General features: G+C 40.2%; 17 protein-coding genes. 12 read left to right on the top strand and 5 right to left on the bottom strand.

The features are described 5' to 3' along the window. Positions 1-277: 277 nt before the first annotated feature. A complete protein-coding gene (locus M5A78_RS20125; RefSeq protein ID WP_248737066.1) occupies positions 278-1,387 on the top strand; it encodes a tubulin-like doman-containing protein in 1,110 nt (369 codons plus the stop codon). Positions 1,388-1,481: 94 nt separating this feature from the next. Here M5A78_RS20125 and M5A78_RS20120 read toward each other — a convergent pair whose 3' ends face one another. Continuing rightward, positions 1,482-2,657 carry an acyl-CoA dehydrogenase family protein gene (locus tag M5A78_RS20120; RefSeq protein ID WP_248737065.1) on the bottom strand — a complete coding sequence of 392 codons (1,176 nt, stop codon included), beginning with the start codon at positions 2,655-2,657 and terminating at the stop codon, positions 1,482-1,484. Between the two features lie 342 nt (positions 2,658-2,999). On the opposite strand from M5A78_RS20120, the gene M5A78_RS20115 reads away from it, so the two are divergent. Continuing rightward, positions 3,000-4,913 carry a Xaa-Pro dipeptidyl-peptidase gene (locus M5A78_RS20115; protein WP_248737064.1) on the top strand — a complete coding sequence of 638 codons (1,914 nt, stop codon included), beginning with the start codon at positions 3,000-3,002 and terminating at the stop codon, positions 4,911-4,913. An 83-nt stretch (positions 4,914-4,996) separates the two neighbouring features. On the opposite strand, the gene M5A78_RS20110 is transcribed toward M5A78_RS20115, so the two are convergent. After that, on the bottom strand, positions 4,997-6,340 hold the full coding sequence (locus M5A78_RS20110; protein ID WP_248737063.1) for a nucleobase:cation symporter-2 family protein: 1,344 nt from the start codon (positions 6,338-6,340) through the stop codon (positions 4,997-4,999). Positions 6,341-6,671: 331 nt separating this feature from the next. Between M5A78_RS20110 and M5A78_RS20105 the strand changes: the two genes are divergently transcribed. Continuing rightward, positions 6,672-7,649, top strand: a complete 978-nt coding sequence (locus M5A78_RS20105) for an aromatic ring-hydroxylating dioxygenase subunit alpha (protein ID WP_248737062.1) — start codon at positions 6,672-6,674, stop codon at positions 7,647-7,649. A 226-nt stretch (positions 7,650-7,875) separates the two neighbouring features. On the opposite strand, the gene M5A78_RS20100 is transcribed toward M5A78_RS20105, so the two are convergent. From M5A78_RS20100 to M5A78_RS20090, 3 genes are read right to left on the bottom strand one after another with little or no spacing between them, the layout of a single operon-like run. Then, entirely contained in the window at positions 7,876-8,415 is a 540-nt protein-coding gene (locus tag M5A78_RS20100) for a 4Fe-4S dicluster domain-containing protein (RefSeq protein ID WP_248737061.1), read from the bottom strand. After that, positions 8,408-10,423, bottom strand: a complete 2,016-nt coding sequence (locus M5A78_RS20095; protein WP_248737060.1) for a molybdopterin-dependent oxidoreductase — start codon at positions 10,421-10,423, stop codon at positions 8,408-8,410. The genes M5A78_RS20100 and M5A78_RS20095 overlap by 8 nt, the downstream gene beginning before the upstream one ends. A 19-nt stretch (positions 10,424-10,442) precedes the next feature. Continuing rightward, positions 10,443-11,663 (bottom strand): PucR family transcriptional regulator, encoded by a 1,221-nt coding sequence (locus M5A78_RS20090; RefSeq protein ID WP_248737059.1) that lies wholly within the window; start codon positions 11,661-11,663, stop codon positions 10,443-10,445. Positions 11,664-11,920: 257 nt separating this feature from the next. Between M5A78_RS20090 and M5A78_RS20085 the strand changes: the two genes are divergently transcribed. From M5A78_RS20085 to M5A78_RS20045, 9 genes are all read left to right on the top strand, one after another. After that, positions 11,921-13,261, top strand: coding sequence for a radical SAM protein (locus tag M5A78_RS20085; protein ID WP_248737058.1), 1,341 nt, complete (start codon positions 11,921-11,923; stop codon positions 13,259-13,261). Position 13,262: 1 nt separating this feature from the next. Then, the gene (locus M5A78_RS20080; protein ID WP_248737057.1) at positions 13,263-13,988 is read left to right on the top strand and encodes a TorD/DmsD family molecular chaperone; all 726 of its coding nucleotides are present in this window, start codon (positions 13,263-13,265) and stop codon (positions 13,986-13,988) included. A 12-nt stretch (positions 13,989-14,000) separates the two neighbouring features. After that, on the top strand, positions 14,001-16,577 hold the full coding sequence (locus M5A78_RS20075; RefSeq protein WP_248737056.1) for a molybdopterin-dependent oxidoreductase: 2,577 nt from the start codon (positions 14,001-14,003) through the stop codon (positions 16,575-16,577). Positions 16,578-16,600: 23 nt separating this feature from the next. Then, positions 16,601-17,149, top strand: a complete 549-nt coding sequence (locus M5A78_RS20070) for a DMSO/selenate family reductase complex B subunit (RefSeq protein WP_248737055.1) — start codon at positions 16,601-16,603, stop codon at positions 17,147-17,149. A 16-nt stretch (positions 17,150-17,165) separates the two neighbouring features. Then, positions 17,166-17,999 (top strand): dimethyl sulfoxide reductase anchor subunit family protein, encoded by an 834-nt coding sequence (locus M5A78_RS20065; RefSeq protein ID WP_248737054.1) that lies wholly within the window; start codon positions 17,166-17,168, stop codon positions 17,997-17,999. Positions 18,000-18,059: 60 nt separating this feature from the next. Continuing rightward, positions 18,060-18,974, top strand: a complete 915-nt coding sequence (locus M5A78_RS20060; RefSeq protein ID WP_248737053.1) for a 4Fe-4S binding protein — start codon at positions 18,060-18,062, stop codon at positions 18,972-18,974. 21 nt (positions 18,975-18,995) lie between these two features. Next, the gene (locus M5A78_RS20055) at positions 18,996-19,184 is read left to right on the top strand and encodes a twin-arginine translocase TatA/TatE family subunit (RefSeq protein ID WP_248737052.1); all 189 of its coding nucleotides are present in this window, start codon (positions 18,996-18,998) and stop codon (positions 19,182-19,184) included. A gap of 314 nt (positions 19,185-19,498) precedes the next feature. Beyond that, positions 19,499-20,407 carry a sulfite exporter TauE/SafE family protein gene (locus M5A78_RS20050; protein ID WP_248737051.1) on the top strand — a complete coding sequence of 303 codons (909 nt, stop codon included), beginning with the start codon at positions 19,499-19,501 and terminating at the stop codon, positions 20,405-20,407. 15 nt (positions 20,408-20,422) lie between these two features. Further along, positions 20,423-21,412 carry an ornithine cyclodeaminase family protein gene (locus tag M5A78_RS20045; RefSeq protein WP_248737050.1) on the top strand — a complete coding sequence of 330 codons (990 nt, stop codon included), beginning with the start codon at positions 20,423-20,425 and terminating at the stop codon, positions 21,410-21,412. The last annotated feature ends 756 nt before the right edge of the window (positions 21,413-22,168 follow it).

The raw sequence follows: 22,168 nt of genomic DNA, 5'->3' as shown, positions 1-22,168 counted from the left end.
ATATCGGGAGCTAGGGTGATTTTTTTTCGTTCCCATTTTAGCCAAAGCGGAGGGGGACAAATCGATTTTTTGTATTTTATATTTCATCATATTATGTATATTCCTCTCTATTCTCACCCAATCATAGTGAAAAACAAGGTAGCCGACCGAGTCCCGCATCGCGTGAAATCGGTAGGGGAACAGAAGCATTCTGCATAAACAATTTTATTTTTCTAAAATGAAAACGTCTAAATTCATAAAACATGAGTATTATCATATTAAATAAGGAGGCGATTTGATGAACTCGATTGGAATCTTGGGAGTAGGCCAAGCAGGCGGTAATATAGCTGAGATAGCTTCAACCATGGGCTTTCAAACAGCGCTTATCAATACTAACCAACGTGATGGCTTAGTGAACACGAGGGTGGATAGAAAGTATTTTGTCCCTGGGTTTAATGGTGCTGGGCAAGATCGATCAATAGGATTAAGAGCGGTTAATGAAAACTATCGAGAAATAATTGACTTTGTGCAGCGGTCCTTTAAGAACATAAAGCTTTTATTTGTGGCTTTTTCTACCGACGGTGGTACTGGATCTGGTATGAGCCCATTATTAATTGATCTGTTATTAGACCAACTTCCAGGTGTCAACATTGGTGCCATTGCGATCGTGCCTGATCGAAACGTAATTGCCGGTAACCGAATCAATGCGACTGAATGCATCGAAGAGATTTCCAAGATTGACTCACTCTCGTCTTTGTTTCTTGTGGACAATGATCAAATGCGTAAGTTAAACCCTCAATCCAGTAAGCATCAGATTTATCTTTCATCTAATCATCAAGTAATGGAAGCCATTCATACTGTGCTGCAAGTAACAAAAAAGAGTTCTTTTTACGGAAATTTTGATGAAACGGATCTGATGAATATACTGGGTACAAGAGGAGTAACCTTAATATCTTCAGCCACGATAACAGATGTAAAGACTACCTCAGAAGTATCAAGTAAAATTCAACAATCATGGGCAAACTCGATATTTTGTCCTGTTGAATCAACAGGTGTCATTCGTGCAGGTTTAATCTATGAAGGGCCAGAGAAAATGGCTAAGTTAATTAATGTTCCATCGATTTTCGAAAGGGTTGGAGAACCTTTGGAATTGTTTGAGGGAACCTATATCTCCGAATCTGACCCTACTATAACCACCATTCTAGCGGGGATGCCATTTCCTACCCGTCGCTTGCTGGCTCTTGAGGAATCGCTTGAGAAGAACAAAGATCGTTTACAAAGCCTCGTCAACAAGGAACAAACCCAAAAGTATGAGTCCCGAATTTCATGGGCTTCCAACCTAAAAGCTAAAACACCTCAAAGACAGACGGGATCAGTATCATCCAAGTTATCTAAGTACCAAAGGTAAAGGATCTAAAGGAATGACCCCCGGCACCGGGGGTCATACTTTTTAATGTTAATTCTCAGAATGATTATGAAGTAGAAACAGGAGAATTCCAACTCTAATCTTTCTTTGCTGATTTAATTTTAGCTTGATCAATTGCCGAAAGTGCTAATTTTTTTATCGTCATATCATCCATGGGTGGATTGTGTAGACCCGCTCTTACGTCGCGATAGTACCGTTGCAATGGATTACTGCGTTGAAGACTTTTTGCCCCAACGATTCTCATGGCTTTATCGACAATCGTAATGGCCGAATTAGTAATCGCATGCTTAACAACTCCAATTTCATTTACAAGATAACCTCTTCGTGATGCATCATCATAAGCTGCTGCAACGCTATAAATAAGATGCCTGGCTCTAATTAATTCTAAATCAATTTCACCTAGCAGTTGTTGAACATTGGGTAATTGGCTAATCGGTCCGTCTAGACTATTTGGAGCATGATGATTGGCAAAATGGACAGCGTAATCACGTGCTGCTTGTGCTATCCCAAGATAACAAGCCGGAATATGAAGGTTCCACCCATTTATTGGGCCGCCACTTGGCATTTCTGGAAGTTCCACCAATTTCGCATCATCCACCCTTACATTTTGAAGAACGAGATCATGGCTTCCTGTACCCCTCATGGCAATGACATCCCATGTCTCATCAATGGTTAGTCCTTCTAAATCTTTGTGCAGGAGAAAGAATCCAACCTTTTGCTTTTCTTCAATCCAGGCAGATGTTAGAAAATAAGTTAATACTGGTGACATGGTTGTAAAAGTTTTCCGCCCGGTTATGACCCAAACACCCTCTTTTTTGATCGCAGTCGTTCCAGGGCGTCCGCCCCGAGTGGGACTCCCTGTTTGGGCTTCACTTACGGCTCGATTCACTAAGGCTCCATTAAGAACTTCCTTTGCAAAAAACTTCAATTGATCATCATTCCAAAGTTTTTTTTCAAAAATCTCCCCGATTACCCCGAGATTCCAGCCAATGGAAAGTGCTGTAGATCCATCAAAACTAGCCAGTGTTTCTTGAAAGAGGACCATATCATAAACTGTTAATCCTTCCCCGCCATAAGTAGCTGGAAGGGTAATACTTGTATAGCCCATCCGAACTAAATCCTGAATATTTTCTTCTGGAAAGAGCGCAAATTCATCAATTTCTGCTGCATTATTTTTAAATTTCCGTTCATGCTCACGCAATCTTTGTAACCATGTCTTTTGAATTTCTGTTTTGACGAATAGGTTCAGCACGTTTTCCCTCCTAGTGTCCTGCTAGTTTATTATCGATGTTAATTTGATAATCCCGATGTATTTTATTGGAATAAATAATAACGAAGCATAATGGAACTGTCAAGGAGTTTTATGGATTTTAGTAAAAATTCTGACTAATTACAAAAATGATGATCTAGCGTGATTTAAGTCCTGCTTTTCGCGAATTGAAAAGCAGGACTTTTTGCGGTTTACCTTGTAAAAAAGATAGTACTTTTTCCCTTTTTTAATTTTTCGACATTGTTTAACAAAAATTTAGAATATTCACTTATATAATAGAAAATGGTGATAACCGCCTAAAAACATGTCTAAGGGGGAAAAGTATTGAGGAAAAAAATCTTGAACGTCAGTTTGTGCTCTGTTCTTTCTCTTTCGTTAGTAGCAGGAGTAGATGCTTGGACAGTAAAAGCAGAAACTAGGCAAAATCAAACAGTGACAACTGCATTGGCGTCAAACACCAAGGGGGGACTTTTAGAGTGGAATGGAATCCCACTGAATGGATTGATTCCAGAAACAGCATCAGAGACAACAAAAATTGAACTAGAGAATGGAATGACAAAACCAATCTACTCTACCGATGAAGCAATTATTGAAAACTTGTTTGTTGAGACAGAGATAGATAGCGACAGAGACGGTAAACGTGACCGAGTCTCCATTAAAGTATACCGTCCTAAAACCGAGCCGGGGATTAAAGTTCCTGTCATCTATGAGATGAGTCCTTATCGCTCAGGCATTCTAGATGTCCCTGTCTTTAATGTCGATGTTGACTTAATTCCAGTTATGCACCCAGGCAATGGGAACGGACGTGGCGGTAAGCCATTTGCACTTGCGGAAGGACAAGCTGCCAATCTTGGCTCTTTAGGGAATTACTATGTTCCGCGTGGCTATGGTGTTATTCTTGCGGAGAGTATTGGGACAGGCAAATCAGAAGGGTGTCCGACAACAGGGGACGATCGAGAAATTCTTGGTACAAAAGCTGTTATTGATTGGTTGAACGGCCGGGCTAAGGCATTTACCGGAGATGGAAAAGAAGTTTCTGCTGATTGGTCAACGGGGAATGTGGGTATGACAGGTACCTCCTACAACGGGACATTGCCAAATGCTGTTGCGGCCACCGGTGTAGATGGATTGAAAACGATTATTCCAGTTGCCGCAATCAGCAGCTGGTACGACTATTATCGTGCAAACGGTGCTGTTATTGCTCCTGGGGGCTATCAAGGTGAAGACACAGATAATATGGCTGAAGCCGTGTTAACGCGAAACAATCCTCAAGTTTGTAAAGATGTCATTGCAGAGCTGAAAGCTGCCCAAGACAGAGAAACTGGTGACTACAGCGAGTTCTGGGCCGACCGGGATTATGTTAAGGATGCCAAAAAAGTGAAGGCTAGTGTTCTTGTCGTTCATGGGCTTAATGATTGGAATGTTAAGACAAAACAATTTGCCCAGTGGTGGGAAGCATTAGGAGAAAATAATGTCCCTCGTAAATTGTGGCTGCATCAGGGAGGCCATTCAAGTCCTTCTGGGAATAACTGGCCACAAACACAAAATAAATGGTTTGACTTTTATCTGTACGGAATTGAAAACGGAATAATGAATGAGCCTGCTGTTGATATTCAGCGTGAGGACAAAACTTGGAGCAAGGAAGCCAACTGGCCTGCACCAGGAACGGTAGCTACTAGGCTTCATTTAACAGGCACTGGAAATGATTTAGGGGCACTGCAGCTGAATCCTGTTCCTAATAAGCCGCATAATACGCAAACAGTTATTGATGATCCACTGAAGAAGGCCAATACACTGATAGCGAATCCGGAGTTAATTTCTTCAAACCGATTAGCTTATCTCACCCCGAACTTAACTGGGGAAGTTCGGTTAAGCGGTACGCCTAAAGTAAATATCCGTGCAAGTATCGACCGTCCTGTTGCAAACTTAACAGCAATTTTGGTTGACTACAGCAGTTCCAACCCAGTAATTGTATCGCGCGGTTGGGTAGACCCGCAAAATCTTCATTCGGCAGGTCGTTCCGAATCACTTGTTCCAGGCAGAGACTACACCTTCGAATGGGACATGCAGCCTAAAGACTATGTATTTAAGGAGGGGCACCGTATTGGTGTTGTTCTCATCGCAAGTGATTACGACTATACCATTCGTACTAAAGCTGGTACAAAAATTACGGTAACACCAACCCGCAGCGAAATAATATTGCCAATTGTCGGAGGCAGCAACGCCTTCAGTCAATAAGCCAAAACGAAAGAAGGATTAGTCTTAATGACTAATCCTTCTTTCATTTTGGTTTATTTCAATGTTGTTTTTGGTTTATCTGACTAAGTTAATGAACCTTGGCCCGTCGGAACTGTTTTTTCTCGTTCTTGCGGGATGATTAGATTAAGGATAACGGTAGCGATCGCCCCGACAGCTGTTCCAGAAGATAGGATATAGTTTGCAAAATCAGGGACGCTGTTTAAGATTTCCTTCGGAAGAACCATAGTTCCTACTGTTAGCAGGATAGGAACTCCGATTACCATCATATTGCGGTCATCGATGATAACATGCTGAATGACTTTTAAACCGTTCATGACAATTGCCACACACACGACACCAAAGATCCCATTAATCACCGGTTCGGGAACACATGTAATGATGGCAGATAATTTAGGGATTAGCCCTAATCCCACTAAAATAATTCCGGCAGCAATAATGGCCATTCTGCTTGCAACACCAGTAATTGCAATAATTCCAGCGTTAGAAGAATACCCTGTCATAGGTGTACCACCGAAAAGAGATCCTACGAAACAGCCAATTCCTTCGCCGACAGATGCACGGTTTAATCGTTTTTCATCTAACTTACTGTCAGTAACGGTTGATACCACGAACCAAGTCCCAGTTGTTTCAATTAAGATGACCAAATAAATAAATACCATTGTTAAAATCGCTTGTAAATTAAATATAGGTTTTCCGAATGGGAAAAGGCTCGGAAACGAAATCCAAGATGCCTCTTTTACAGAGGAGAAATCAACGGTTCCAAAAAGTGATGCGGTAATCGTGCCAGCGATGATGGCTAAGATGACCGAAACTAAGCGGAAAAATGTGCCGTACCCCTTTGCCTTACGTCCAAGAAGAATACAGATGATTAAAACCGCAGCAGAAACAAATGCAATCAATACATTGTGTCCTACATTTCCAGGTGCGTGGTAAATACTATTAAATGCATTAGGCATTAATGAAATCCCTACAATGACAATGACGGTTCCTCCCACAAGCGGCGGGATTATTTTTTGTACAGCTTTAGCAAACCATTTTAACGGATACCCAAGGAGAGCAATAATTAAGGCCCCAGGAAGTAGGCTGCCGAAAACAGCACCTAAACCAAGTTTTCCCCCTATTGCTGCCAACGCACCGATAGGGACATAGGAAGGGCCTTGAACGACTGGCAACCGCAAGCCGCCAATGGTTTGTATGAGTGTAGCTAGTCCTGCTGCCAAAAAACACATTTGAATGAAAAATGTCGTATTCATTGAATCCAATGAAAGTAAACCAGCAATAATGATTGGTGCGATATACAAATCCATCGCCAATACATGCTGCATCCCAAGCAAAAAAGCTCTTCCCCAACTAATTTTTTCATTGATGCCTACTACAATGTTCGTGTTTTGCTCTTTTTGATCCACTTGATTATTCTCCTCTACTTTAAATTAGTTTGAAATAAATAAACAATAAAAGAATAAAGATACTAGGAAAATAGCATTTCAATCATGTTGAAATCACAGTAAAGCATTGATGTAGAAGCAATTGCCTTTGAAATGATTTGTAGGTTTTTTACTACTGTTGTATTAAAAACTTTAATTGAATTATAAAAAACAATTTAGGAGTTGTAAACAGTAAATCACGTATATTTTTATATTTTTTTAAAATAATGTTCGTGTTTTGTGTTGACTTTGTTAAAATAGCTTCATAAAATATAGGTAATAAAAAGAATTCATCAATGAAGGGATGGTAAACATGCTTTTGGAAGATAACGTGTTACGTAGTGACTGGGTCGTTGCTTGTAAAAGAGAGGACGTAAAAGAAGAGCCATTACAGGTAACGATATTGGGAGAGAGGGTCGTTCTCTTCCGCAATGAAGAAGGGATCCACGCTTTTAAGGACTTATGTATTCACCGAGGTGCTGCTCTATCACTAGGCTGCGTGAAAGATGGGAATCTCGTATGTCCCTACCATGGATGGGAATATAATTCTGCCGGTACATGTACGAAAATCCCGCAGCTCCCTGAAGGAAGAGCCATTCCATTAAAAGCTAAAGCTATTAAATATACATGCAAAGAGGCATATGGATTTGTGTGGATTAATCTCAACAACAATAATCCCAAATTCTTTTCTTATCCTGAATATAGAGATGATAACTTCCGTAATGTCTTATGGGGACCACAGGAAGTGAATGCTAATCCTCCAAGAATCGTTGAGAACTTCCTGGATGTAAGCCATCTTTCCTTTATACATGAAGGGTTTCTTGGAGTACAGGAGCATCCTGTCATTGGGGATTACGATGTTCATATGGAAGAAGACCGAATTTTTTCAGATGAAATCGCTATATTTCAGCCAGACCCTGACGGCACCGGACAATCCAAAGATGTTTTTTATACGTATGAAGTAATACGACCATTAACCGTTCGGTTCACTAAAAGAGATCCAGATACTGAGAACAAGATGACCATATTACTCACCATCCTTCCTATTGCAGAATGCAAGTCCATTGCCTATGGAATTTTGTCATTTAACTATGAAACAGGTACAACTGATCAGGAAATCGTAGAGTTCCAGGATATGATTTTCGCTCAGGACAAGCCTATCGTCGAAAACCAGAAACCAGAGGACTTACCACTTGATTTGCAGGTAGAACTTTCGTTGAAATGTGACAGAATGAGCATTGCCTATCGACAATATTTAACTAAACTTGGCGTTACACTTGGCACTGTGTAAGTTAAAGGGTCAGTCCCTCTTCGCAAAAAAGCGGTAAGGGACTGACCCTGATTTGGTTTTATGAGATAAAGTATAAATTTCGACTTTGAGAATTGTCCAGCTCCATAAGAATAAGCTTCGGAAGCGATACCTTGCAATAAGGACAAGTGTTAGCTTTTTTGAGGAGCGCCCAGCGGCAAAAAATAATCGCTCATCTTAACAAATGAGCGATTAACTAGAAGATTCTTTATTGAAGAAAATACCTCTTTCTTGGTTTTAAAGGATAGAAGATGATGGATGGGTTGGTAACGGTAACATCGGAAAAACCAGGAAGGTTACGGACTGTCTGCTCATCTTCGAAAGTATTTAAATCTACCAAGTTTAGCGCACCTGTTGTGCAAGCCTCGACGCAAGCTGGGACCATTCCAATATCCTGTCTTGGATAGCACATTTGGCATTTGCTAACCTTCCGTGTTTCAGGATTAAATTGTGGTGCTTGATAGGGACAGGCAGAAACACATAGCTGGCAGCCTGTGCAAAGATTTTCGTCTATTTGGACGATCCCATCTTTACGCTTTATGAACGCTCTTTCTGGACAGACACGAAAACATTCAGGGCTGTCACAATGATTACAGGAAAGAGATAGATATAATTCAGGAGCTACCTTCTTTACCGTTCTCCATTGGATGTTCATTGGTGTTTGATTTTCATTTTTGCAGGAGATTTCGCATGCCTTACAATTGATACAATCATCGGCATTGAAAATGAATCCAGTTCGTTTAAACATTCTTCTCTCTCCATTTCCTAATGTTCACCATGCTGTCATAAAAGAAAGTACTGGAGCCATTTGCACCCTTATCGTCCGTTTGAGTGATCAATTGATTAATAGGGTTGTTGCCTGCCTGGGAGGCAAGCACCACTTGATTTGGCAAGGTAGGATTAATTTTAGCGGTACCGATAATAAATCCATGTTGATTGTAAATCTCAATCTTCGTATTTTCATCAATTTCATGTTGAATAGCGGCAGTAGAGGAAAGTTCAATGATATCTTCAGTCTGCTCCTGATTTAACCAAGGCACCAGTTCATATTGAGAATGGATTTTCAACAATGTTTGCGGTGTTAACAGTCTATAGGTTAATGGTTTCTTTAAATTTTCACTTTGTAACTGCTCGGTAACTGTTTCCTTTGATGGAAGCAGTCTGAATTTCTCTGAATCTGGCATAGAGTGAGCTATTTCTATTTTTTTATGTGGACCCTCTAATAAATCCTCATAGCTAGTAAGGGAATACTGTCGCATAATCTCCGGTGTAAGCTCTTCTTTTATCCAGTCAATGGGTTCTTTTTCAAAAGGGAAGTTAGAAAACCCCGGTGAGAGCTCATTCAGTTTTTTGGTCAATTCCCTAGCAATCTGTAAATCACTTTTTGCTTCGTAATAAGGAGGAATTGATTTTTGGTTTATGGATAGCCAATAATGCCAATAACCTACATTTAAGTCTTCTTCTTCAAAATGAGAGGCTGCTGGTAAAACGATATCGGAATGTTTCGCTGTTTTTGTCAAATAAAGATCCACTGTCACGATAAGTTCCAACTGATTGAACAATTGATGCCAAGATTTAAGGTTTTGATCCTGAGTGATGATATTTCTTGAAGCCACCCAAAGGAATTTAAGCGGCGGTTCTGTTAAGGCGAGAGCGTTTTTTGAATAATTACTAATATCAATATCTCTAGATTTAGTGATGTTTGGATGAACAGGGCCCTGATGATTTAATAGTAGTTGCGGGAAATGCTCAATGTCAAAATGCATATAATATAAACCGCTGTTTGGGTTACTCAGAATACCTGTCATTGCTGCCAAACTGTTGATGGCACTGATGCTGTGGCTGCCTCTATCGTTGCGCTGAATCCCTAATCCATTCCAGGTCACGGCCGGTTTTAAATTTCCGTAAAATTCAGCAAGTACTTCCATTGCCTCCGTTGGGACACCTGTTCGTTTGGATACATCAGATAGATCAATTTGATGATGAATAAAGTGTTTATACTGATCCCAACCAATTGTTTGCTCCCGAATGGATTCCTCGTCATCAATCCCTTTTTCTATTAATATCTTGGCGATTCCGAACGCTAGCCATGCATCTGTTCCGGGATTGATTTGGATATAGACATCCGCTTTTTCAGCTGTTCTGGTAAAAATCGGATCAATGACAATGAATTTTGCGCCACTGCGTCGTGCCTCATAAATAAACTTCATTTGATGGACATTTGTAACAGCAGGATTCGCTCCCCAGATGACAATGAGGTTTGTATCTGCCATATCCTCGGGATTAGAGCTGAAATTGTGTCCAAAGGCTTGATTAACTGCGAGCTTGCCGGTTAAAGCACAAGGGTTGCCAACTGGTTTCGTATGAGGGCCAAAACTATTGAACATCCCTTCAACCGCATAGTGCAGGAACCCGAGATTCCCTGAGAATTTGTTGTAGCCACTGGCAAGGTTGGAACCAAAGCGTTGATTCAATTCGATTATTTTACCAGCAATAATCGAATAAGCTTCATCCCATGAAATTCTCTTCCAGTTTCCAGACCCTCTAGGACTTTGAATCATTGGATATTTAAGTCGTTGTGTATTATAGACAAATTGCGTGGAAGCATAGCCCTTTGCACAAAGTCTTCCCTTTGTATATCCATGTTTCGGATCCCCTGTCACTTTCATGAGCCGGCCATTTTTGACATAGGACAATATGCCGCACGTTCCAAAACAATTCCGCGGACAAGTATTTCTGTATACGCCATCTTTCATTGGGAACAACCTTCATTCTTCATATTTTTCTAAGCTGTTTAATTTTGAAAGCTGCCATAATATCTAAGCGAACATGTAAGTCATCCAATTTCATATTCAGAATTTCTTCAATTCTTTTCACACGATAACGCAGTGTATTTCGATGAAGAAACGATGCCTTGGCCGTTTTTCCCATATCAAATTGATTAGCGGCAAGTACTTCAAGTGTTTCGATCAGATTTCCATCATGATTCTTATCGTGTTCCAGCAGGCTTCCTAATGTATGGTTGTAATATTCTATCAAGTCTTGCAAATCGTGTTTATATAAAATCCGCTCTAAGCCAAAATCAGTGAATAATGGTGTTGTGATTTTCAACAGGATGCCTAATTCAAAGGCTACTTTTGCTTCTTGATAACTCCTAAAAAGCTCTGTTGGGTTCCTATACTTTTTTCCAATTCCGCAAGCGAGCTCGAACTCTGGATTCATTTTTGCAGCCTTGTTTAGGACAGTCACCGCAAAGGCTTCCAGCTTGGCCCTATTCTCATCATAATCAGTGTCAACCAGCGGAATCATGGTAATGACCTGACTTTGTTTGGCCATTGCAATTGGTTTGAAATTTTGTGAAATCAATTCATTTTCAACAACTTGTAAAAGCATGTTAACCGTTTGCTTATTGGTAAAAAAATGATTGTCTTCTTTATATGAAAATACGATTACAATATGAGGGATGCTAAAATCCCATCCCCAAATTTCTCCATATTCAGTAATATCCTCTTTTTGTTTGATGTTTCCATAAAGCAGATCAAAAAGAAATGCTTCTTTGAATTTCTGCCGCTCTTGCTTTAATTCTAGGCTTTTTTGCATTTGCAGGGCACATAATGAAGCCGTATAAATAAGGGCATCTTCATAAAGACCAGCAGCTAACGGTTTGTCGTTACTAAATAAAATGAGATAACCAAGGATTTTATTATTAAGGGTTATTGGATTCGCCAATCCATTTTTTAAAGAGTCTATGGTTGAAATCTGGCAACTGAAGACAGCAAAGTGTGGATTGGACTCCTGCTGATTGTCAGGCATGATAACTATTTCATCTATCGCTTCAATTCCAGTTGAACAAGAGAGAACCTGATAGAGTGGGTCCACCACGAGGACTGGATGAGATAAAAGTGTGGAGAGTTTTTGAACAATCTGGTTAACACCATGGCTTGATGCAGTCGATAATTCTTGGACAAATTCTGGAATGGCAAAATGATTGTTCATGGATTATTCACCTTTCTCCTATCTATATGTTGTCTACACCATCTTATAGCAAGTAGATGGACTGGACAATGAATGTCACAGAATCGTAAAATCCTTTCGTCTGCCTGCACAAAAATACGAATGATTATTCGTGTGGCAGGGCCATACCAACTCGTTATGTAAAAACATATAATGAATCCATGAATAATATGTGAAGTTATTCACAATGAGAACTAAATGAAACAGCCCTAAAAATCCGAAAAAGGAAGTTTGATAAGATGAAAAATCTTACAAAAGCCAATTTAAGGACCATAAACAACAAATCTCTTGTTCAGTATGCAGATATATACCTAAATATTGAGAAAGCTACCCTGGAGCAGATTGAGTCCTTTGGCTTGCCACTTTCCAAACGGAAGCATCATGGTCCTGCTGCACACAATAAACTGCGTGATATGGGAGCGATATATCGGAATAATAATAAAAGCATTCTATCAAACGAGAGGATTTCAAGTGCTTGTGAAGCCTGTACGAAAGGAACAGGAAGCTATACGACCTTCGTTTCTTTAAAATGCCACAGAGATTGTTATTTTTGCTTCAACAAAAATCAAGATGAATACAACTTTTACTTACAAAACAAGAAAAATGTGAATGGAGATTTAAAGAGTTTAGTTGAACAAGGCGTCCTATTGACACATCTCGCCTTGACCGGTGGGGAGCCGCTGCTGCATCCGGACGAAACACTCGCCTTTTTCAAACTGGCAGACGAGCTAGTGCCAGATGCACATACGAGATTATATACAGCGGGTGACTTGCTTAGCGAAGAAATTCTACAGGGCTTGCACAACACCCATTTAAATGAAATTCGCTTTAGTATCAAAATGGAAGACTCCATACAAAAGCGGAAACACATTCTTACGAAAATTGCCCTTGCGAAGAAATATATTCCGGATGTATTGGTTGAAATGCCGGTAATTCCAGGGACAGGAGAAGAAATGAAGGAGCTTTTGTTAGAGCTTGATAAGCTTGATGTATTTGGAATAAATCTTTTGGAATTTTGCTTTCCTCTTGGGAACGCCCAGACCTTCAAAGAAAAGGGATTAGAACTAAAAAATCCACCATATGACGTGTATTACAACTTTTGGTATGCAGGCGGATTGGCTGTGGCAGAAAGTGAAGCACTTTGCTTGGAGCTAGTCGATTTTGCAATGGAGAGGAAGCTTAAGCTGGGTGTGCATTACTGCTCATTGGAAAACAAATTTACTGGACAGATCTATCAGCAAAACCATGATCAAGTGCTGGATGAGACGTATAAACTTTCCAACAGGGATTTTTATTTTAAAACCGCAAAGGTGTTCGGCAAGGACAAGGGAAAAGTAAAGAAGGTTTTCGAAAATCATGATGTCCCATTCACAATCAATGAGGATTACGATTTTCTGCAATTTCCAATTGAAGCTATAAAATTATTAAAAAATCGAGATGTTGATATCGTTCTTTCATCTAATGTTGTCGAGATAGAAGAAAAAGAACAGGTCATCCGGGAAGTGCAGCTAGAATTGACCACACCTAAAAATTTTGTCCTTGAAGAGATAGGATCTAACTGGTTGAAAAAGGAGCGATAACATGGAAGCAGTAAAACAGTCCCTACCGGTCAAAGATATTGTCAACGTATTTTTTGCAAGGGAATTTGCTTATGACATCTTAAGAAGATTCTTTATCGAGGAGCCTTCAAAGGAGTACATCAAAGAATTTATTCAAAGAAACATGATTGACCAGTTTCCTTTCCAAGATGAATCAGATGGAATCCGAGAAGGAGTGCAGGTGATGAAAAAGTATTTATCCCAGCATGACCCTATCCATATTGACAACCATTTTGAGGATTTGCATTGGGATTATACGAGGATGTTTATCGGTCCCTTTGAAATACTGGCACAACCTTGGGAATCCGTCTATGTTAGGAAAGATAAGCTGTTGTTCCAGAAAACAACGATGGATGTAAGAAAGGTTTACGAGAAATATGGGTTTCAAACAGCGGATTTCAATATTGAACCAGATGATCACGTCGGCCTAGAGCTTGATTTTGTTTATCGCCTTAATCAGCTATGTATTCAAGCTGGAAAATCGGAAAGACCCGATGCTAGTAAAGAAATAAATTATTTACTTAAAGAACAACAGAGGTTTATTAATGATCATTTGTTAGCTTTTATTCCGATGTTAGCAGAAAAGGTCGCAACACATGCTGAGACAGACTTTTTTAGAGGATTAGCAAAAATCTTAGAACATTTTTTACAAATGGATTCAAAAGTTCTTCAAGAACTATTGAATATAGAGATTATCCAAGACAAATAGATAAGGAGGGTCATGATGATTGATCTAATTAATAAAATCAAAGATTTCAAGTTGACTAGAAGATCGTTCATTGGCTGGACTTCCGCAGCTGCCGCCACTGTGGCTGTTCCGGTTTCCAGAGGTCTTGTTGCCAAAGCAGAGGTAAACAAAGGTGCAGAGGCTACCAATGGGGAAGGTGTATGGAAAACAGCCGCATGTTGGCACAATTGTGGCAGTAGATGTCTAAATAAAGTACTTGTCAAAGATGGTGTTGTGATTCGTCAAAAGACAGATGACACCCATCAAGATTCGCCGGATTTTCCCCAACAACGTGGTTGTTTACGGGGGCGTTCACAGCGCCATCAGGTCTTTAATGCTGATCGCTTAAAATACCCAATGAAACGGAAACATTGGCAGCCAGGTGGAGGGAAGAAAGAACTCCGTGGAAAGGATCAATGGGTCCGGATTTCCTGGGAGGAGGCGATTGATCATATTGCCTCTGAAACGAAAAGAATTAGTAGTAAATATGGAAACGAATCTATTTGGGTTTCAGGCGGGGGCGATATTAAAAATGCGATGGCCACTGTGGGTGGTTACACTTCCAGCGACGGCACCATTTCATGGGGCGCCTGGCTTTATACGTATGAAATGCTGGGTGTCGGCGAAGGCCTTTATGTTCAAGGGATTAATGACCGTGTGGATTTAAGGAATTCCCAATTGATTGTTCTATGGGGTGCCAATCCCGCATGGAGCACGATGGGAAGTGCCACATATAACTATTTGCAGGCTAAAAAGGCTGGGGCTCGTTTCATCACAATTGACCCACTATATACGGATTCGGCCAATGTATTTGGAGCAGAGTGGGTCCCTATTCGTCCGGGCACTGATCACGCATTGGCACTTGGTATTATGCACACTTTACTTGAAGAAGATGACCCGATAACAAATCCACTTGTAAAATGGGACTTTTTAAATAAATATACGGTTGGTTTTGATGCCGATCATATGCCGGCAGGTGTTGATAAGAAGGAGAACTTCAAAGATTATATTTTAGGTACGTATGACAAGCAGCCGAAAACAGCTGAGTGGGCTTCTGAAATATGTGGTGTCAATGCAAGTACGATTCGTTATCTTGCAAGGGAAATTGGTGGTACTGAAAGAGTCGCATTATTGACAGGATGGGCCCCTGCAAGGATAAATAACGGCGAAGGCTGGGTGCAGGCATTCTCTACACTAGGGATGATGACCGGGCATATGGGCAGTTCCGGCAATATGACAGGTGTTAGCTGTTGGGAATACGCAGGAAATAATGGACCGGCATTGTTGACACCAGGGGGCAGCGGATTGCCTGAAATTCCGAACGCAATCACAAATGTTATTAATGAGAATCAAATCTTTGACGCAGTTTTGAAAGGGAAGTATTTGCAAAAAGGCGAAGGAGAAAGGAATGTAAACATTCAATTCATCTACCATGGATATAACGCTGTTCTTCAAACACGAAGCAATATCATGAGAGGAATTGAAGCACATCGTAAAGTTGAATTTATTGTCACGAATGCCTATGCACTGACAACAACAGCTAAGTATTCTGATATTGTTCTCCCAGTCACAACAGAATGGGAAAGAGAAGGGGCTGTTAGAGAAGGAAATCGCGAAATATTAATTGCTTGGTCTAAAATCGTAGATCCTTTATACGAAGCAAAGAGTGATCAAGAGATTGCTAAATTATTGATTAAGAAACTTGGAAAAAACCCTGAAGAAATCTATCCAATCGATGAAAAACAGCAATTTTTCAATCAGCTTGCGGGAAGTACGGTGGTAAAAGAAAACGGAAAAGACTTCGAACCACTTTGCACGATCACGGCCAAAGACATTCAAGAATGGGGAGTGAAAGGAACACCGCAGCAAGGACGCATAGGTTTGAAAGAGTTTTTAGATGTAGGTATTTATCAGGTACCAAGAAAAAAAGGCGACAATTTAGGGTTTATAGCCTATAAGGATTTTATTGATGATCCAGTAAAGAATCCGGTATCAAGTGAAAGCGGCAAGTTTGAAATCTATTGCAAAGCCATTAATGAAGCATCCAAGAAGGCTTTTACTGAGATTGCTCCTATTCCTAAATATGAACCAAGGACTGAAGGCTATGAATCTACTTTTTCAGATTGGAAAAAGAAGAAAAAAGGGAAATATCCATTCCAGGTCTTTAATCCACATTATCTACGTCGTTCGCACAGTACCTTTGACAATGTACCACAGCTTCGAGAGGCATGGCCAAATCCTGTTTATTTAAGCCGTTCTGATGCAGATGAGAAAGGTATAAAAACCGGTGATACTGTCATGCTTTCCAATGAGTATGGTAAGACGCTTAGACCGGCACTTGTGGTTGAAACACTGATGCCAGGAACGATTGCTCTGCCGCATGGGTCTTGGGTGGACCTCGATGAGAAGGATAAAGTGGACCGAGCAGGTGCAGATAATATGCTAGTAGGTTTTGTCCCAACAGGGCTTGGTACCTCAGGGTACAATACTGCAAGGTGCAATCTCGAAAAATGGGAGGGTAAACCGCTAGAAGAAGATTATAAATGGGATCAGCGCATCATCAAATTTTAATAAAAGAGAGGAGGTAAAGTGAAATGCCTCAAATGGGATTTTACGTTAATGTAGCAGAATGTATTGGATGTAAAACATGTGTGATTGCGTGTAAGGATAAAAGTGATTTGGAAGTTGGCCGGAACTTTAGACGTGTATATGATTATCGGGAAGGAACTTTTCCAAATGTATCTATGTACCATTTATCGATATCCTGCAATCATTGTGACGAGCCAGGCTGTGTGAAGGGATGCCCTACAGGCGCAGCCTACAAACGAACAGAAGATGGTGTCGTCTTAATCGACCATGAAAAATGTATGGGCTGCCGCTATTGTGAGTGGAACTGTCCATACGGTGCCCCGCAATACAATAAAGAACTCGGAATGATGACGAAATGTGATACTTGTATTGATTTAAGGGAAAAGGGTGAGGACCCTGTTTGTGTAACCTCATGTCCGATGCGGGCGATTGAGTTTGGCGAGATTAACAAGCTACGTGCTAAATATGGAAAAAATGCCGATATCAAAGGGCTGCCAAGCTCCTCGATCACAAAACCAAACCTGGTGCTTACACCATTGAGTCAATCAAAATAAGGGAGGGAAAGAAACGATGCATGAATGGGCGCTATTAATCTTCACAGTAGCAATACCTGCTGCAGTCGGAGGAATATTGTTCCTATGGTTTATAAATGGAATGATGGCCGATGACAGCACTAATCCTATTAAAATAATGAAATTGCCTCTTATTGTTATTGCCTGTTTATCGATTGTCGGCTTATTTGGAGCATTCTTTCATCTTGGCGAACCACTCCATGCCTTCAATGCCATTAGAGGGTTTGGCAGGTCTTGGATGAGTAATGAAATTGTTGTAACCGGTGCTTTTATTGCTTTTGCTTGCATCACTGCAGGCCTTGCCATTGTCCAAAAGAAAATCAATCCTGTACTTATGTTGATTACGGGGCTAGTCGGAGTTATTGATATTTATTGCATGGCAACTGCCTACACTGTTACACGTGTTAACGGCTGGAATCATTTGAATACTTATCTTGTTTTTTATGGTACAGCTTTTTCAATCGGTCCTATTCTTGGGGCAAGCCTTATTGCCCCATTCCTTGAGGGTAAAGCAATCCTAAAGGCGATAAAGTGGGCATTCGCGTTTAGTATCATTGGAATTGCTGTCCAGTTAATTGGTTCAGCCATGTTCAATGCTTATATACCTGAAATTCAGTCAATCTCGAGTGAAACAGCGGCTAATAAACTGGTACCATACTCCAGCATGATTGGGGTTCGGTGGGTGATTGAAATTGCCGGCCTTTCATTGATGGCTTATTTAGCTCTTACCACCAAGAATAAAATTAATTACGCCTTTATCTATGCTGCACTGATCTTCTTTGTTCTCGCAGAAGGCATGAGCAGATATGTGTTTTACGTATTAGGTTCATAAGGTTATTAATGAAGCAGGGGGTACCTGCTACGTATTTTTAAAAAATCGGGGGTGGAATGAATGGGATTCGTTGAAAAGTGGATGGAAAGTCTTGATTATGAGTATGAAGTTTTATCATCAGCTTGTGTGCGTCATAAGAGCCCCCGATCTACCTGTGAAAAGTGTGTAACCGCCTGTCATGATGGTGCCCTAATCATCTCTCAGGGAAAGACAGTAATAGATAATCAAAAGTGCAGAGAATGTGGAAGCTGCATCGTAGCCTGTCCAGTTCAAGCTGTGTCTGGCATACTTCCAAAGAAAGACTTTTTTCAAAATAAAATAATTGCCACAACCGTAAAACCTCCATCTCCAAAGGAGCTGCTGATCTACCATGCTAAAGGAATCAACACGATTGCCTGTGAAGAAAAAGAGTTCAGCCTAGAATGGAAGGATATGGTGGAAGAAGTCAATTCATTATTATGTAAGCTTGGTAGGACGCCTTTTATGACAGAAACTGAAACAAGTTTCGAGGATTCTTATTCAAGAAGAGAGCTATTTTCGCTCTGGAAGAAGGAAGGCCAGTCATTTGTACGGCAAGTAACCCCTGCCAAATGGAGATTTAACCACATGGATTTAGATGTTACTCGATATTATCCTGATCATCAATTTTTTGATGTGACAATAGATCGTGAAAAGTGTTCCCTCTGTAAGGGCTGTGAAGTCATGTGTCCTAAAACTTGTTTTAAGTTAGATGACACCGGCTTTACGATAAACCCTCAGTCCTGTTCCGGTTGTCAGCTTTGTCAGGAGCTTTGCCCTGAAAAGGCTATTACCATGACAAGTTTAATAGCCTCAGCTGTTACGAAAAGCTATGATGTATATACGAAAATGTGTAGCCTCTGCAACAATAGCTTTCAAACATTGCGTGAACATGATGAAAGCTGTCCGGCCTGTAAGAATCGGAAAGCTGGATACTTAAATAGCCAAACATGCTAAAAATGAAAAGAGATGGAAAAAATGCTATCAAATATCGGAATACCAGGTTTAATCATTGTTTTAGTTCTGGCTTTAATCATATTTGGTCCTAAGAAACTACCGGAATTAGGAAGGGCAGTTGGTCAATCCTTAAAAGAATTCAAGAAATCCACTAAAGGCTTGATGGATGAGGAAAAAGAAAACGAAGAAGAAAAAGTAAAGGTGTTATAAATAAGAGGAACGGACGTTGGTATTTAATAATACAAACTCAAAATGTGTGTTTGATAGCCGTGGTAGCGCTAAACTATTCCCTCAGACTGGAGTCTGAGGGATTTTTTGAATGAATAAGAACATTATGTTAAAAAAGTGTGAAAGATTTGCATCGTAATAAAAGTAAATATGTTAAGAAACTGTGAAAGCTATTGTTGTTTGAAAAAGCGGGGAGTATATTAAGGGTGTAGAAGTTAGTGAAATACTTCACAAACTTCTGCGTGAAGGTTATTTTAAAAGGGCCCATCCTTAATAAAAATAAAAATGGAGAGTGAATGACAATGGCAACAGCGATTCTAGCACTTATAGTAATTATTAATGGTATTTTCGCATTTAAGCTTGTACAGGATTTACGAAAAAATAAAAGTGAACTAAAGAAAGAGCCAGGCAGCAATATATTTTTATCGATCTCTTCTGCCGTCATCTTCTTTTTCTCAACCTTTGGTGTTTCAGACTTTGCTATTTCTACGATTCTTTATCGAAAAAAGAAACTAGTTTCAGATAAAAAGCTTCCAGGTACCCTAAATGCCCAATGTGTTATTCCAGTAGCGGTAATGGCGCTAGCATACATATCCGTTATCGAAGTAAGTCCAGTTACATTAATCGTTTGTATCGTTGCTCAAATCATAGGAGCATATATTGGACCAAGATTTGTCGTGAAATTAGATCCTAAGGTAATTAGAAGATTTATTAGTGTAGGATTGTTGGTTGCCACGGCATTTATATTAGCTGGTAAATTCAACCTTGTCCCTTCTGGTGGGACAGCAACAGCTCTTACTGGTGGTAAACTTGTCACAGCAGCCGTAGCATTATTCATTTTCGGAGCTTTAAACAATATCGGAATCGGATCTTATGCCTTAACAATGGCTACAATATATGCACTCGGAATGAACCCAGCAGTTGCTTTCCCAATTATGATGGGTGCATGTACCTTCTCTGTACCTGTGGGCAGCATGGAATTTATTAAATTCGGAGAATATGGAAGAAAAATCACGTTATTTGCTTCAACCTTCGGTGTAATCGGTGTTCTTGTAGCCGTTTATCTAGTTAAGGGTCTAGATGTTTCCATGATCCAATGGGTCGTTGCTGCCATTCTACTTTATAGCGGATTAAGCATGCTAATAAATGAGTTAAAATCTTCAAGCAAAAAAGAAGAAAATGAACAGCTAGCAGCTGCAAAATAATAGGAGTGATTATATATGTTAGTTTTAACAAAGGAAGATATCAAAAAAGTATTTACGATGAAAGATGCGATTGAAGCGGATAAAGATGCGTTAAGAATCTATTCGGCCGGAAAGTGTGTATCTCCGCTAAGGGTGAATATTGATATTCCAAAGGAACAGGGACAAAGCTTATTTATGCCAGCCTATGTAGAAGAATTTGATGCTACGGGAATTAAGATCGTATCTGTTTTTCCAAAAAATATCGAAAAAGGTAAACCTTCCGTTCCGGCCCAAATGATCCTTTTGGATGGAACGACGGGCGAAGTGTGTGCCATCTTGGATGGAACGTATTTAACGCAATTGCGTACGGGTGCGGTTCAAGGTGCGGCCACTGATATTCTTGCTAAAAAAGATGCTAAGATTGGCGTTTTATTTGGAACTGGAGGGCAGGCGGCTACACAGCTTGAAGCGATGGTTTGTGTAAGAAATTTAGAAGAAGTTCGGGTATTCGATATCAATTATGAAAGAGCAAAAGAGTTCGCAGAAACGATGCAGCGTGAATTAGCAGCCTATGATACCGAGATTGTGGCAGTTGAAAATGGAAATGAAGCAGTTAGGAATGCGGATATTATCACTTGTGTGACCACTTCAAGAAGACCAGTTTTTGATGGTACTTTGGTGAAGAAAGGGGCACATGTTAACGGGGTAGGAGCGTATACACCACAAATGCAAGAGCTTGATGAAAATATCGTCAAAAATGCAGATAAAGTTTTCTTTGACACAAAAGAGGGTGTACTGGCGGAAGCAGGAGATTTCTTAATCCCAATGGAAAAGGGCATCGTTTCTGAGCAGGACTTCAATGGTGAATTAGGTGAGGTTATTCTAGGACAAATTTTAGGAAGAGAAACCGACGAAGAAATTACCCTTTTCAAAACTGTTGGTGCAGCGGTACTTGATGTCGTTACCGCCCATCAAATCTATAAAAAGGCGATAGAAAATAATGTGGGAAATGTCGTGGAGATTTAGAATAATAACCCCGCCATCGCGATTTGGTGAAAATTGCCATCTAGATGTAGTATTCTGTTCATTACTCTAGTTTAGACGAATAAAAATGAAAATATGGTTGTTGAAGATCTCCCTGCATAGAAGGGAGATTTTTTTGTGCCAAATTCAAAGGCGGTTAAGGAATTTTCGTTGGAGAATGAAGGGAAGAGAATGATGGGGTGGAGCAATTTATGATGGCAGTTGACCAATCCTACCGTGATGATAATTTTGAGCTGGTTGAATTTGTCATTACTATCTGTGCCTTTTTTATAAAATAAGTCGGCATCGCACCAAGCGAAGGCTATTAAAAGAAAAAATACAAATCACATTGTTTTATCTCCTTGTTGTCAATTTTATGTAAAGGTAAGGAAACCTTGAAAAAGGATGTCCCAAAACTCTATCATTATATTCCTATGTCGGAGGCAAATCCATCTAATAATCAGGAATACTCACGAAAGGGGAGTATTAAGCCATCGACCTGTCCGAATAGGACCGGGATTCAGACAGGTTTTCACTTTTTGGCTCTCGACCTGTCCGAATAGGACCGGGATTCAGACAGGTTTTCGTTTTTGAGCCCTCGACCTGTCCGAATAGGACCAGGATTCAGACAGGTTTTCGTTTTTGGGCCCTTGCCCTGGTTAAAATCAGGACGAAACGGTCGCACTCCTCATGAGTGCGTGGAGTTGAAATGGCAATTCCGGGCAAATTTTTTGCCTCTAGGCTAGTGGATAAGACCCC

The sequence above is a fragment of the Neobacillus rhizosphaerae genome, from assembly GCF_937468385.1.
Taxonomy (GTDB): domain Bacteria; phylum Bacillota; class Bacilli; order Bacillales; family Cytobacillaceae; genus Neobacillus; species Neobacillus rhizosphaerae.
This window is presented reverse-complemented; position numbering and strand designations above follow the sequence as displayed.